The organism is Aeromicrobium camelliae, from assembly GCF_003850045.1.
GTDB classification, from domain to species: domain Bacteria; phylum Actinomycetota; class Actinomycetes; order Propionibacteriales; family Nocardioidaceae; genus Aeromicrobium; species Aeromicrobium camelliae.
In genome coordinates, this window is record NZ_RQJX01000012.1 from 32,192 (window position 1) to 44,862 (window position 12,671).

The 12,671-nt window shown below is 69.5% G+C and carries 14 protein-coding genes; all 14 read left to right on the forward strand.

Annotation, left to right across the window (positions count from 1 at the left end):
* Positions 1-82 precede the first annotated feature (82 nt).
* The 14 genes from thrS to EHW97_RS09800 all read left to right on the forward strand — a co-directional run bounded on the left by thrS (position 83) and on the right by EHW97_RS09800 (position 12,615).
* Entirely contained in the window at positions 83-2,080 is a 1,998-nt protein-coding gene (gene thrS, locus EHW97_RS09735; RefSeq protein WP_124236978.1) for a threonine--tRNA ligase, read from the forward strand.
* Positions 2,080-2,598 carry an HIT family protein gene (locus EHW97_RS09740; protein ID WP_124236979.1) on the forward strand — a complete coding sequence of 173 codons (519 nt, stop codon included), beginning with the start codon at positions 2,080-2,082 and terminating at the stop codon, positions 2,596-2,598. Before thrS ends, EHW97_RS09740 begins: the two co-directional genes overlap by 1 nt.
* On the forward strand, positions 2,598-3,212 hold the full coding sequence (pgsA, locus tag EHW97_RS09745; protein ID WP_124236980.1) for a phosphatidylinositol phosphate synthase: 615 nt from the start codon (positions 2,598-2,600) through the stop codon (positions 3,210-3,212). The genes EHW97_RS09740 and pgsA overlap by 1 nt, the downstream gene beginning before the upstream one ends.
* A 54-nt stretch (positions 3,213-3,266) precedes the next feature.
* The gene (locus EHW97_RS09750) at positions 3,267-4,235 is read left to right on the forward strand and encodes an NAD-dependent epimerase/dehydratase family protein (protein WP_124236981.1); all 969 of its coding nucleotides are present in this window, start codon (positions 3,267-3,269) and stop codon (positions 4,233-4,235) included.
* A gap of 32 nt (positions 4,236-4,267) precedes the next feature.
* The gene (gene pdxS / locus EHW97_RS09755) at positions 4,268-5,173 is read left to right on the forward strand and encodes a pyridoxal 5'-phosphate synthase lyase subunit PdxS (RefSeq protein ID WP_124236982.1); all 906 of its coding nucleotides are present in this window, start codon (positions 4,268-4,270) and stop codon (positions 5,171-5,173) included.
* Positions 5,170-5,787, forward strand: coding sequence for a pyridoxal 5'-phosphate synthase glutaminase subunit PdxT (gene pdxT, locus EHW97_RS09760; RefSeq protein WP_124236983.1), 618 nt, complete (start codon positions 5,170-5,172; stop codon positions 5,785-5,787). The genes pdxS and pdxT overlap by 4 nt, the downstream gene beginning before the upstream one ends.
* 11 nt (positions 5,788-5,798) lie before the next feature.
* Entirely contained in the window at positions 5,799-6,557 is a 759-nt protein-coding gene (locus EHW97_RS09765) for a YebC/PmpR family DNA-binding transcriptional regulator (protein WP_124236984.1), read from the forward strand.
* Positions 6,558-6,627: 70 nt separating this feature from the next.
* Positions 6,628-7,146: a crossover junction endodeoxyribonuclease RuvC gene (gene ruvC / locus EHW97_RS09770; RefSeq protein WP_124237054.1), complete on the forward strand. Its 519-nt coding sequence runs from the start codon at positions 6,628-6,630 to the stop codon at positions 7,144-7,146.
* Positions 7,143-7,745, forward strand: a complete 603-nt coding sequence (gene ruvA, locus EHW97_RS09775) for a Holliday junction branch migration protein RuvA (RefSeq protein WP_124236985.1) — start codon at positions 7,143-7,145, stop codon at positions 7,743-7,745. The genes ruvC and ruvA overlap by 4 nt, the downstream gene beginning before the upstream one ends.
* The gene (gene ruvB, locus EHW97_RS09780; protein WP_124236986.1) at positions 7,745-8,788 is read left to right on the forward strand and encodes a Holliday junction branch migration DNA helicase RuvB; all 1,044 of its coding nucleotides are present in this window, start codon (positions 7,745-7,747) and stop codon (positions 8,786-8,788) included. Before ruvA ends, ruvB begins: the two co-directional genes overlap by 1 nt.
* Before the next feature lie 67 nt (positions 8,789-8,855).
* Positions 8,856-9,152: a preprotein translocase subunit YajC gene (gene yajC / locus EHW97_RS09785; protein WP_166367468.1), complete on the forward strand. Its 297-nt coding sequence runs from the start codon at positions 8,856-8,858 to the stop codon at positions 9,150-9,152.
* Complete coding sequence (locus tag EHW97_RS09790) at positions 9,152-9,616, forward strand: hypothetical protein (RefSeq protein ID WP_124236988.1); 465 nt, start codon at positions 9,152-9,154, stop codon at positions 9,614-9,616. The genes yajC and EHW97_RS09790 overlap by 1 nt, the downstream gene beginning before the upstream one ends.
* Positions 9,613-10,146 carry an adenine phosphoribosyltransferase gene (locus tag EHW97_RS09795; protein ID WP_124236989.1) on the forward strand — a complete coding sequence of 178 codons (534 nt, stop codon included), beginning with the start codon at positions 9,613-9,615 and terminating at the stop codon, positions 10,144-10,146. Before EHW97_RS09790 ends, EHW97_RS09795 begins: the two co-directional genes overlap by 4 nt.
* A gap of 144 nt (positions 10,147-10,290) precedes the next feature.
* A complete protein-coding gene (locus EHW97_RS09800) occupies positions 10,291-12,615 on the forward strand; it encodes a RelA/SpoT family protein (RefSeq protein ID WP_124236990.1) in 2,325 nt (774 codons plus the stop codon).
* Positions 12,616-12,671: the final 56 nt, after the last annotated feature.

A 12,671-nucleotide genomic window follows, 5' to 3' on the forward strand; every position in this document is an offset into this window, starting at 1 on the left:
GGCGCGCGGTGAGGGCTGACTACAGTGGGAGCGAACAGCACGCGCCAGCCGTAGGGCGCGTCCCGACAACCAAAGGTGCGTCATGTCCGACCTGACCGTCTCCGTCCGCTCGACCGCCGCGGAGGGAGGTGAGAGCGCACCACGGACCGTCGAGCCGGGCACGAAGGCCTGGCAGTTGTTCGCCGACGACGCTGCGGTGATCGCGGCGCGGGTCAACGGCGAACTCAAGGATCTGTCCTACGAGCTGGCCGAGGGCGACACCGTCGAGCCGGTGGCCATCGAGTCCCCGGACGGCCTCGACATCCTTCGCCACTCCACCGCCCACGTCATGGCTCAGGCCGTGCAGGAACTCTTCCCCGAGGCGAAGCTCGGCATCGGTCCGCCGATCGCCGACGGCTTCTACTACGACTTCGACGTCCCGGAGCCGTTCACGCCCGACGATCTGACCAAGATCGAGGCGCGGATGAAGAAGATCATCAAGGAGAACCAGCGGTTCTCCCGGCGCGAGATCAGCGACGACGACGCGCGCGCCGAGCTTGTCGACGAGCCGTACAAGCTCGAACTCATCGGTCTCAAGTCCTCGGCTGGCGACGCCGCCGAGGGTGCGAGCGTGGAGGTCGGCGCCGGCGGCCTGAGCATCTACCACAACCTCAAGCGCGACGGTTCGGTGGTCTGGAAGGACCTCTGCCGCGGTCCGCACCTGCCCACCACCAAGCGCATCCCCGCGTTCACCCTGCTGCGGTCGGCCGCCGCCTACTGGCGCGGCGACGAGAAGAACAAGCAGCTCCAGCGCATCTACGGCACCGCCTGGCCGAGCAAGGAAGAGCTCGACGACTACCTCCACCGGCTGGAGGAGGCGCAGCGGCGCGACCACCGCCGCCTCGGCACGGAGCTCGACCTGTTCAGCTTCCCCGACGAGATCGGCTCGGGGCTCCCGGTGTTTCACCCGAAGGGTGGCGTCATCAAGCGCGAGATGGAGGACTACGTCCGCCGCCGGCACATCGAGGAGGGCTTCGAGTACGTCGGCACTCCGCACATCGCCAAGGAGGGGCTGTTCTACACCTCCGGGCACCTGCCGTACTACGGCGAGGGCATGTTCCCGGCGCTCGACGTCGACGGCATGGACTACCGCCTCAAGGCGATGAACTGCCCGATGCACAACCTCATCTACCGCTCGCGCCAGCGGTCGTACCGCGAACTGCCGCTGCGGCTCTTCGAGTTCGGGCACGTGTACCGCAACGAGAAGTCCGGCGTCATCCACGGCCTGACCCGCGTGCGGGGCTTCGCTCAGGACGACTCGCACTCCTACGTCACCCCCGAGCAGGCGCCCGACGAGGTGCGTCACCTGCTGAACTTCATGCTCAGCCTGCTGCGCGACTTCGGCCTCGACGACTACTACCTGGAGCTGTCGACGCGCGACGACACCAAGGACAAGTTCATCGGGTCCGACGAGGACTGGGAACTGGCTACGAAGGTGCTCGCCGACGTCGCCGCGGAGACCGGCATCGAGCTCGTGCCCGACCCGGGCGGAGCGGCGTACTACGGTCCCAAGATCTCGGTGCAGGCGCGCGACGCGATCGGCCGCACGTGGCAGATGGGCACCGTGCAGTACGACTTCAACCAGCCGTCGCCCGAGCGGTTCAACCTCGAGTACGTGGCACCGGACGGCTCGCGCCAGCAGCCGGTCATGATCCACTCGGCCAAGTTCGGGTCGATCGAGCGGTTCCTGGGTGTGCTCGTCGAGCACTACGCGGGCGCCTTCCCTCCGTGGCTCGCGCCAGTCCAGGTCGTCGGCATCCCGGTGGCCGAGCGGCACGTGGAGTACCTCGACGAGCTCGCCGGCCGGCTGCGCGCCGAGGGCATCCGGGTCGAGGTCGACGTCTCCGACGAGCGCATGCAGAAGAAGATCCGCAACGCCCAGACGCAGAAGATCCCGTTCATGGTGCTGGCCGGCGACAAGGACGTCGAGGCGGGAGCGGTGTCGTTCCGCTACCGCAGCGGCGAGCAGGAGAACGGCGTCTCGCTCGACGACGCGGTCGCCAAGATCGTGGCGGCGGTCCGCGACCGGGTGCAGGTCTGATGGCGGTCGAGGCCGACGGTCTGGACCGGCTCTGGGCGCCGTACCGGATGGCCTACGTCCGCGGCGACGAGGCCGAGCCGGGCGACGACGCCTGCCCGTTCTGCGTCATGGCCGGCGGGGGACGGCAGAGCGAACTGATCGTGGCCCGCGGGGAGCACACCTTCGTGACCATGAACCTCTACCCCTACAATCCCGGGCACCTCATGGTGCTGCCCAACCGGCACGAGGCCGACTACACGGCGCTGTCGGCGGAGGAGACGGTCGAGCTCGCCGAGCTCACCCAGCGTGCGATCGCGACGATCCGCGCGGTGAGCGCACCGCACGGCTTCAACGTCGGGATCAACCTCGGCGGCGTCGCCGGCGGCTCCATCTCCCAGCACCTGCACCAGCATGTGGTGCCGCGATGGGGCGGCGACGCCAATTTCATGACGGTGATCGGCCGCACCAAGACGCTCCCGCAACTCATCGAGGACAGCGCGGGGCTGCTGCGCGAGGCCTGGACGGCGCAGGGGGAGTAATGCTCGAACGCTTCCGTCAGTTCTGGAACAAGCTGCTGTCGCCGGTCGCCGACGGGCTGATCAAGCTCGGCGTCTCGCCGGACGCGGTGACCTTCGTGGGGACGGCCGGCGTGTGCGTCGGTGCCCTGTGGCTCTTCCCGCAAGGCGAGTTCTTCTGGGGCACGATGTTCGTCACGGCGTTCGTGTTCAGCGACATCGTCGACGGCACGATGGCCCGCAAGCTCGGCCGGTCGTCGAACTGGGGAGCATTCCTCGACTCGACGCTCGACCGGCTCGGCGACGCGGCGATCTTCGGTGGCATCGCGCTCTGGTACGCGTGGGAGGGTGATTCGCCGCTCTACCTGTGCCTGAGCCTGATCTGCCTCGTGCTCGGCATGATGACGTCCTACACCCGCGCGCGGGCCGAGAGTCTCGGTATGGACGCCAAGGGCGGCATCGCCGAGCGTTCCGACCGCCTCGTCGCGATTCTCGTGATGACGGGACTCTCGGGGTTGTTCGACCTGCCGATCCTCCAGCAGGCGACCCTGTGGGTGCTCGCGGTCGCCAGCCTCATCACGGTCGTGCAGCGCATGGTCAAGGTCCGGAACCAGGCGCTGGGCCCGACGTCCGGCTGAGCCGAGAGCGAACACGCCTGGCGTGTCGCCGTGCCGAGCGGTTGCATCGGGGGCATGACTCCACGCGTCCTCATCCTCGGCGGCACAGCGTGGTTGGGCCGTCGGCTCGCGGCGACTGCGCTCGACCGTGGCGCCTCCGTGACCTGTCTGGCCCGCGGTGAGAGTGGTGCGGTGCCCAACGGGGTGACGTGGGTGCGAGCCGACCGGACGCAGCCCGACGCCTACGGCGATCTCCACGGCGAGTGGGACCACGTCATCGACGTGTCCCGGGTCCCTTCGCACGTCGCGGGCGCGGTCGCGGCGCTCCGCGGCCGGGCCGCGCACTGGACGTTGATCTCGACGGGATCGGTGTATGCCGACCAGAGCGTGCCGCTCGACGAGAACTCACCGCTGCTGCCGGCGGGAGACGACGACGCGGACTACGGCAGCGCCAAGGTGACGTGCGAACAGCTGGTCGGACCCGACGCCCTCATCGTGCGCGCCGGTCTCATCGTCGGGCCGGGAGACCCCTCCGACCGCGGCGGCTACTACGTCGCCCGGATGTCCGCCGCGCGCGAGGAGCCTGTGGTGCTGCCGGGCGTCCGGGACCAGCCGATGCAGATGATCGACGTGCGCGACCTCGCCGACTGGGTGGTCGAGCTCGCCGATCGCGGTGTGACCGGGGTCGTCCACGGCGTCGGCGAGCCGACGACGGTGGGGCACCTGCTGGACGTGTCGGCGCAGATCGCGGGGCACGTGGGCGACCGGGTCGAGTTCTCGCCGGACGAGCTGACGGCCCGCGGCGTGGACCCGTGGGCGGGGGAGCGATCGCTGCCCTGGTGGCTTCCGCCGAGCCATCGCGGCATGGGCCAGATGGACGACGCTCGCGCGCTGGGGCTCGGCCCCGAACGACGCCCGATCGCCGCGACGCTCGCCGACGTGCTCGCCGACGAGCGGCAGCGCGGCGTGGGCCGTCCGCGCCGGGCAGGACTGTCGCGTGCCGATGAGCTCGAGCTGCTGCATTCGAGGGGCGGACAGGCCTAGGGTCACTCGCGCCCGGATCGTAGAATGGTCGGGTGAGCACCGAAGAGACCCCCAGCGCCACCACGGGTACCGCGCGCGTCAAGCGCGGCATGGCGGAGATGCTGAAGGGCGGCGTCATCATGGACGTCGTCACCCCCGAGCAGGCCAAGATCGCCGAGGACGCCGGCGCTGTCGCCGTGATGGCCCTCGAGCGCGTTCCGGCCGACATCCGCGCCCAGGGCGGCGTCGCCCGCATGAGCGACCCCGACCTCATCGACGGCATCATCGAGACGGTCTCGATCCCCGTGATGGCCAAGGCCCGGATCGGTCATTTCGCCGAGGCGCAGGTGCTCCAGAGCCTCGGTGTCGACTACATCGACGAGTCCGAGGTCCTCACCCCGGCCGACTACGAGAACCACATCGACAAGTGGGCCTTCACGGTCCCGTTCGTCTGCGGCGCCACCAACCTCGGTGAGGCGCTCCGTCGCATCACCGAGGGTGCCGCGATGATCCGGTCCAAGGGCGAGGCCGGCACCGGCGACGTCTCCAACGCCACCGGGCACATGCGCAAGATCCGCAAGGAGATCCGTCGTCTGCAGACCCTCGCCGAGGACGAGCTCTACGTCGCGGCCAAGGAGCTGCAGGCGCCGTACGAGCTCGTCAAGGAGGTCGCGCAGGCCGGCAAGCTCCCGGTGGTGCTGTTCACCGCCGGCGGTATCGCCACCCCCGCCGACGCCGCGATGATGATGCAGCTCGGCGCTGAGGGCGTGTTCGTCGGCTCGGGCATCTTCAAGTCCGGCGATCCGGCCAAGCGCGCCGAGGCGATCGTCAAGGCCACGACCTTCTACGACGACCCCGACGTCGTCGCCAAGGTGTCGCGCGGTCTCGGTGAGCCGATGGTCGGCATCAACGTCGACGAGATCCCCGAACCGCACCGCCTGGAGACCCGCGGCTGGTGACCGCCGCTCCCACCATCGGCGTCTTCGCCCTGCAGGGCGACGTCCGTGAACACCTCCACGCCCTCCAGCGGCTCGGCGTCGACGCGATCGCCGTCCGCCGCCCGGAGGAGCTCGAGCGTTGTCACGGCGTCGTCCTGCCCGGCGGCGAATCGACGACGATGATCAAACTCGCGCGCACGTTCGAGCTGCTCGAACCGCTGCGCACGCGAGTGGCCGAGGGCATGCCGGCGTTCGGAACCTGCGCCGGGATGATCCTGGTGGCCGACCGGATCCGCGACGGCGCACCCGGCCAGGAGACCGTCGGCGGGCTCGACATCACCGTCCGCCGTAATGCCTTCGGCCGCCAGGTCGACTCGTTCGAGGCCGAGTTGGAGTTCGACGGCCTCGACCGGGACGTGCACGCCGTCTTCATCCGCGCGCCGTGGGTGGAGGAGGTCGGTCCGGAGGTCGAGGTGCTGGCCCGGGTGCCCGCATCGGCGCCGGAAGAGGACGCCGCCGGTAGAATCGTCGCTGTTCGGCGCGGCCCGCTCATGGCGACGTCGTTCCACCCCGAGGTGGCACACGACGACGACCGCATCCACGGGCTCTTCGTCGACCTCGTCACGAAGTCGTAGGGAAGGACGCCATGGCAGGCCACTCCAAGTGGGCGACCACCAAGCACAAGAAGGCGGTCATCGACGCCAAGCGCGGCAAGCTGTTCGCCAAGCTCATCAAGAACATCGAGGTGGCGGCGCGCACCGGCGGTCCCGATCCCGACGGCAACCCCACGCTCTACGACGCGATCCAGAAGGCCAAGAAGCAGTCGGTCCCCAACGACAACATCGATCGCGCGGTCAAGCGCGGCGGCGGCCTCGACGGCGGCGCCGTCGACTACACGACGATCATGTACGAGGGCTACGGCCCGAACGGCGTCGCGCTGCTCATCGAGTGCCTCACCGACAACAAGAACCGTGCGGCCATGGAGGTCCGCACGGCGATGACCCGCAACGGCGGCACCATGGCCGACCCCGGATCGGTGTCGTACATGTTCCACCGCAAGGGCGTCATCATCGTGCCCGAGCAGCAGGAGGGCGGCCCGACCACCGAGGACGACGTCCTCATGGCGGTCCTCGACGCCGGCGCCGAGGAGGTCAACGACCTCGGCGGCTCCTTCGAGGTCGTCTGCGAGGCCGGCGACCTCGTCGCCGTGCGCACGGCGCTGCAGGAGGCGGGACTCGACTACGACTCCGCCGACGCGTCCTTCGTGCCCAGCGTCAACGTCGAGGTGGACGCCGACGGCGCCGGCAAGGTCGTCAAGCTCATCGACGCGCTCGAGGACTGCGACGACGTGCAGAACGTCTACGCCAACTTCGACGCGCCCGACGAGGTGATGGCCGAGCTGTGAGGCTCGGCGTGGCGCACGTGGGCCGATCGCGACGGCCGATAGGCTTTCGAACATGCGTTCTGTCCGCGTCATGGGGGTCGACCCCGGTCTGACCCGCTGCGGCATCGGCGTCGTCGAGGGCAGCGTGGGCCGGCCGCTCACGATGGTGGACGTCTCGGTCGTGCGGACTCCCGCGGATCTGGACCTCTCCCGCCGCCTCCTGCGGCTCGAGAACGCCCTCGATGAGGCCGTCCGCACCCATCGTCCCGAGATCCTCGCGGTCGAGCGCGTGTTCAGCCAGCACAACGTCAGCACCGTCATGGGCACGGCACAGGCGAGCGGTATCGCGATACTCGTCGCCGCCCGCCACGGGCTCTCCGTGCGCCTGCACACGCCGAGCGAGGTCAAAGCCGCTGTCACCGGCAGCGGCCGTGCGGACAAGGCCCAGGTCACGCTCATGGTGACGCGGCTTCTGCGCTTGGCGCAGGCGCCCAAGCCCGCGGACGCCGCGGACGCGTTGGCGCTCGCGATCTGTCAGATCTGGCGCGGCGCCGCCCAGGATCGGCTGGCCGCCGCGGTCGCGGCGCAGGCCGGAAGGAGTGCACGATGATCGCCCATGTCAAGGGAACCGTGGCGGCGCTGACGGTCACGGCCGCCGTGGTGGAGGTCGGTGGCGTCGGACTGCAGGTGCTCTGCACGCCGCGCACCCTGGCCGAGCTCCGCCTCGGCCAGCCCGCCACCTTGTTCACCTCGATGGTCGTCCGTGAGGATTCGCTGACGGTCTACGGCTTCGCCGAGGCCGACGAGCGCGACATGTTCGAACTCGTCCAGACCGCGAGCGGCGTGGGCCCCAAGGTCGCCCAGGCCATGCTGGCGGTGCTCGATCCCGAGCGGCTGCGGCAGGCCATCGGCGCCGGCGAGGTCAGCACCCTCACGAGCGTCCCGGGGATCGGACGCAAGGGTGCCGAGCGGATCATCCTCGAGCTCAAGGACCGCGTGGGGGTGGTGGCGGGCGCTGCCGCCGGTTCCGCCGTGAGTGGCGCGGCGTGGCGCTCGCAGGTGCACGACGCGCTGACCGGTCTCGGCTGGTCGGCCAAGGACGCCGACGCCGCGATCGAGACCACCGCCGCGCAGTTGCCCGACGGCACCGATCCCGACGTCTCCACGATCCTGCGCGACGCCCTGCGCTCGCTCGCCAAGGCGCGTTGATGGATCCCGAGGAGTACACCGACGCGGTGTTCGCCGAGGCGTTGCCCGAGGAGCGCGCTTTCGAGGCGGCGCTGCGCCCCAAGACGCTCGACGAGCTGGTCGGCCAGGATCGCGTCCGTGAGCAGCTCGCGCTCGTCCTGGACGCTGCCACCGCGCGCGGCCGCACGCCTGACCACGTCCTGCTCTCGGGCCCGCCCGGTCTCGGCAAGACCACGATCGCCATGATCATCGCGAACCAGCTCGCCGCGCCGCTGCGGCTCACCTCGGGTCCGGCGATCCAGCACGCCGGCGACCTCGCCGCGATCCTCTCGGGGATCGGCGAGGGCGACGTCCTGTTCATCGACGAGATCCACCGCATGTCGCGGCCCGCCGAGGAGCTGCTCTACATGGCGATGGAGGACTTCCGTGTCGACGTCGTGGTCGGCAAGGGTCCGGGGGCGACCGCCATCCCGCTCGAGATTCCGCCGTTCACGGTGGTCGGCGCCACCACCCGTGCCGGACTCCTGCCCGGCCCGCTGCGCGACCGCTTCGGCTTCACCGCGCAGCTGGACTACTACGAACCGGCCGACCTGCACCGCATTGTGCTGCGGTCCGCCAGTCTGCTCGACCTCTCGATCGACGACGATGCCGCCCGCGAGATCGGCTCCCGCTCGCGTGGCACTCCGCGCATCGCCAACCGCCTGCTGCGCCGCGTCCGCGACTACGCGGAAGTGCGCGCCGGCGGTCACGTCGATCGCGCCGTGGCGCACGCGGCGTTGGAGTTGTACGAGGTCGACGAGCTCGGTCTGGATCGCCTCGACCGGGCGGTCCTGCACGCACTGTGCGTCAGCTTCGGCGGCGGTCCCGTCGGCATCTCCACCCTCGCGGTAGCGGTGGGGGAGGAGCGCGAGACCGTCGAGGAGCTCGCCGAACCCTTCCTCGTACGACTCGGATTCTTGGCCCGCACACCGCGCGGCCGCATCGCGACACCGGCAGCGTGGCAGCACCTCGGGCTCTCGGTTCCGTCGGACGCCGCACAGCTGTCCTTCGACGACGCCGACTGACCGAGCGGTGCGGCCCCACCCGTAGACTCGTGCGGACATCGTTCCTCACCGACCGGGAGAGCTCCGCGTGGACATCATCATTCTCTTGGCCCTGCTCGCCGTGTTCTTCTTGCTGGTGCTGCGGCCCGCACGCCAGCGCCAGAAGCAGTTCCAGGAGGTCCAGACCGCCCTCGAGCCGGGGAAGCGCGTCATGCTGACCAGCGGCATCCACGGCACGCTCGTGGAGGTCGAGGACCAGACCGTCGACCTCGAGGTCGCCCCGGGCACCGTCATCACGGTGGCCCGCCAGGCCGTCGCCCAGGTCTTCACGCCGCTGGACGACCACGCCGAGGACCTCGACGAGCGCGGCGACGAGACGGCCTGATGCGCGCTCGCGGGTCGATGCTGGCGACCGGCGTGCTGGTCGGCACGCTGGGCCTGCTGTCGGCGTGCGGCAGTGACGGCACCGAGGCGTACTGCGAGCAGTTGGAGAACGTCAGCGGGCCGTTCGGCGATCTGCGCGACGGTGACTTCAGCCAGATCGACCAGGTCATGGACGACATGACCGAGATCGAGGACGCCGCGCCGGAGGACGTCGCCGAGGAATGGGCCACGTTCGCCGGGACGATCCGCGAGTTGCAGGCGGCGGTCGAGGAGCAGGGGCTCACGATCGCCGAACTGCTCGAGCTCGCCCAGCAGCCCGACCTCAGCGCCGAGGAGCAGGAGCGCCTTCAGGCCGTCGACGGCGCCCTCGCCGATCTCGACCTCAACGAACTCGACAGCGCGAGCCAGGCCATCGCCGAGCACGCCGAGACCGAGTGTGACCTCACCCTGGGAGGGGAGCAGTGAGCGACTTCGCCGCCCACGCCGAACGCATCCGCGCCGTGCCCGACTGGCCAGAGCCGGGCGTCACGTTCCGTGACATCACTCCGCTGCTCGCCGACGCCGCGGGCCTCGCGGCGACGATCGACGCACTCACCGAGGTCGCCTCGGGTTGGGGCCCGATCGACACCGTGGTCGGCATCGAGGCGCGCGGTTTCGTCCTCGCGCCGCCGGTGGCGTTGCGCCTCGGCGCCGGCTTCGTGCCGGTCCGCAAGGCGGGCAAACTGCCCGCGCCGACCGAGTCCCGCACCTACGACCTCGAGTACGGCAGCGCCACGGTCGAGGTGCATCGCGACGCTATCGCGCCCGGCGATCGTGTCCTGATCATGGACGACGTCCTCGCCACCGGAGGCACGATCGCTGCCGCCCGCGACCTCGTGACGTCCCTCGGCGGAGTGGTCGTCGGCGAGCTGGTGCTGCTGGAGCTCCCCGCCCTCGGCGGACGCGAGCGCCTCGCGTCCGACACGCCGCTGGCGGCGTTGGTGACCTACGGATGATGAGCAAACGCACGATCCGCGTCATCGCCCTCGTGGCGGCGGGTGCACTGCTGGTCGGCTCGGCCGCCACCCTCGTCACGATCCTGTGGTGATCCCCGTTCGGTGACGTGCCCTCCTGCGTAAGATGGACGAAAAGGAGGTGCGGTGGCAGATCCACAGGTCGGTAAGAAGACCAGCGAGGCGAAGACCCCCGAGTCCGCCCCGGCGTCCGCGCGCGTCCGCAGCCGGCTGGCACGCATCGGCGGCAAGTCGACGAGCGCCAACCCGGTGCTCGATCCGCTGCTGAAGATCTACCGCGCCACGCATCCCAAGGGCGACGTCCAGGCGATCCAGAAGGCTTACCGCATCGCTGCGGAAATGCATGAGGGACAGACCCGCAAGAGCGGGGACCCGTACATCACGCATCCGCTCGCCGTCGCCACGATCCTCGCCGAGCTCGGCATGACCGCACCCACCCTGTGCGCGGCGCTGCTGCACGACACGGTCGAGGACACCGCGTACACGATCGACCAGCTGCGCGCCGACTTCGGCGACGAGGTCGTCCATCTCGTCGACGGCGTCACGAAGCTCGACAAGGTCAAGTACGGCGACTCGGCGCAGTCCGAGACGATCCGCAAGATGATCATCGCGATGAGCCGCGACATCCGCGTGCTCGTCATCAAGCTGGCCGACCGCCTGCACAACATGCGGACGCTGCGCTACCTGCGGCAGGACAAGCAGGAGCGCATCGCTCGCGAGACGATCGAGATCTACGCGCCGCTGGCTCACCGGCTCGGCATGAACACGATCAAGTGGGAGCTGGAGGATCTCGCCTTCGGCACCCTGCACCCCAAGGTGTACGACGAGATCGTGCGCCTGGTCGCGGAGCGCGCTCCGTCGCGCGAGAGCTTCCTCGAGCGGGTCATCAGCGAGGTCACGTCCGATCTCGGTCACGCCAAGATCAAGGCCAAGGTCACCGGGCGGCCCAAGCACTACTACTCGATCTACCAGAAGATGCTGGTGCGCGGCCGCGAGTTCTCCGACATCTTCGACCTCGTCGGCGTCCGCATCCTGGTCGACGACGTGGCCGACTGTTACGCGGTGCTCGGCGTCCTGCACGCCCGCTGGAACCCGATTCCGGGGCGCTTCAAGGACTACATCAGCGTCCCGAAGTTCAACATGTACCAGTCGCTGCACACCACGGTGATCGGGCCGCAAGGCAAGCCCGTGGAACTGCAGATCCGCACCTACGCGATGCACCGCCGAGCCGAATACGGTGTCGCGGCCCACTGGAAGTACAAGGAAGACGCGCTGGCCAAGGCGTCGGCGGGCAAGCCGGGCAAGAACAAGACGCCAGGCGCGGAGGACATGGTCTGGCTCCGCGAGCTCATGGACTGGCAGTCCGAGACTGCCGACTCCAGCGACTTCCTCGACTCCCTGCGCTTCGAGATGACCAACGCCGGGGTCTACGCCTACACCCCGCGGGGTGACCTCATCCAGCTTCCCGCCGCGGCGACGCCGGTCGACTTCGCGTACGCCGTGCACACCGAGGTGGGCCACGCCTGTATCGGCGCGCGGGTCAACGGGCGGCTCGTGCCGCTGGAGTCGGAGCTGGAGAGCGGCGACGTCGTCGAGATCTTCACGTCCAAGTCACCCGATGCCGGGCCCAGCCGCGACTGGCTCGACTTCGTCAAGAGCCCTCGCGCCCGCAACAAGATCCGGCAGTGGTTCACCAAGGAACGGCGCGAAGAGGCCATCGAGCACGGCAAGGATCTCATCGCCAAGCAGATGCGCAAGGAGGGGCTCCCGCTCCACCGGCTCTTCAGCCAGCAGAACCTCGACGCGGTCGCGAAGGACCTCGGACTGGCCGACATCTCCGCGCTCTACGCAGCGGTCGGCGAGAACAACGTCGGGCCGCAGAACGTCGTCGAGCGGGTCATCGACCTCGCCGGTGGACGCGAAGGTGCTGAGGAGGACATCGCCGAGGCGACGAGCATCCCGACCTCGCTGCAGCGTCCGACGCCCACGTCGCGCAGCGTCGCGGGAGTGGAGGTGGAGGGCGTCGACGGCGACATCATGGTCAAGCTCGCGCGGTGCTGCACGCCGGTGCCGGGGGACTCGATCGCCGGGTTCGTCACCCGCACCTCGGGTGTCTCGGTGCACCGGCGCGACTGTCCCAATTTCCAGGTTCTGCAGGGCGAGGCCGAGCGCATCGTGCCGGTCTCGTGGGCGCCGACGGCCAAGAGCATGTTCCTGGTGGCCATCCAAGTCGAGGCGCTGGACCGCCCGCGCCTGCTGAGCGACATCACGCGGGTCATCTCCGACCAGCACGTCAACATCCTGTCCGCCGGCCTGAGCACGGGCCGCGACCGCGTAGCCAAGACGAAGTTCACCTTCGAGATGGCCGACCCCAAGCACCTCGGTCACGTGCTCAGCGCCGTGCGCTCCATCGACGGCGTCTTCGACGTCTACCGCCTGACCACGCAGTAAACCTGCCGAAGCTGGTGGTGCTCGAGTAGTGACGAGTCCGCCTGCGATGGCTTCAT

What these genes read in the sequence shown, in the direction of transcription:
- thrS (WP_124236978.1), top strand. Translation starts at nt 83, where the DNA reads ATGTCCGACCTGACCGTCTCCGTCCGCTCGACCGCCGCGGAGGGAGGT.
- EHW97_RS09765 (WP_124236984.1), top strand. Translation starts at nt 5,799, where the DNA reads ATGGCAGGCCACTCCAAGTGGGCGACCACCAAGCACAAGAAGGCGGTC.
- ruvC (WP_124237054.1), top strand. Translation starts at nt 6,628, where the DNA reads ATGGGGGTCGACCCCGGTCTGACCCGCTGCGGCATCGGCGTCGTCGAG.
- pgsA (WP_124236980.1), top strand. Translation starts at nt 2,598, where the DNA reads ATGCTCGAACGCTTCCGTCAGTTCTGGAACAAGCTGCTGTCGCCGGTC.
- EHW97_RS09740 (WP_124236979.1), top strand. Translation starts at nt 2,080, where the DNA reads ATGGCGGTCGAGGCCGACGGTCTGGACCGGCTCTGGGCGCCGTACCGG.
- EHW97_RS09750 (WP_124236981.1), top strand. Translation starts at nt 3,267, where the DNA reads ATGACTCCACGCGTCCTCATCCTCGGCGGCACAGCGTGGTTGGGCCGT.
- EHW97_RS09790 (WP_124236988.1), top strand. Translation starts at nt 9,152, where the DNA reads ATGCGCGCTCGCGGGTCGATGCTGGCGACCGGCGTGCTGGTCGGCACG.
- ruvB (WP_124236986.1), top strand. Translation starts at nt 7,745, where the DNA reads ATGGATCCCGAGGAGTACACCGACGCGGTGTTCGCCGAGGCGTTGCCC.
- ruvA (WP_124236985.1), top strand. Translation starts at nt 7,143, where the DNA reads ATGATCGCCCATGTCAAGGGAACCGTGGCGGCGCTGACGGTCACGGCC.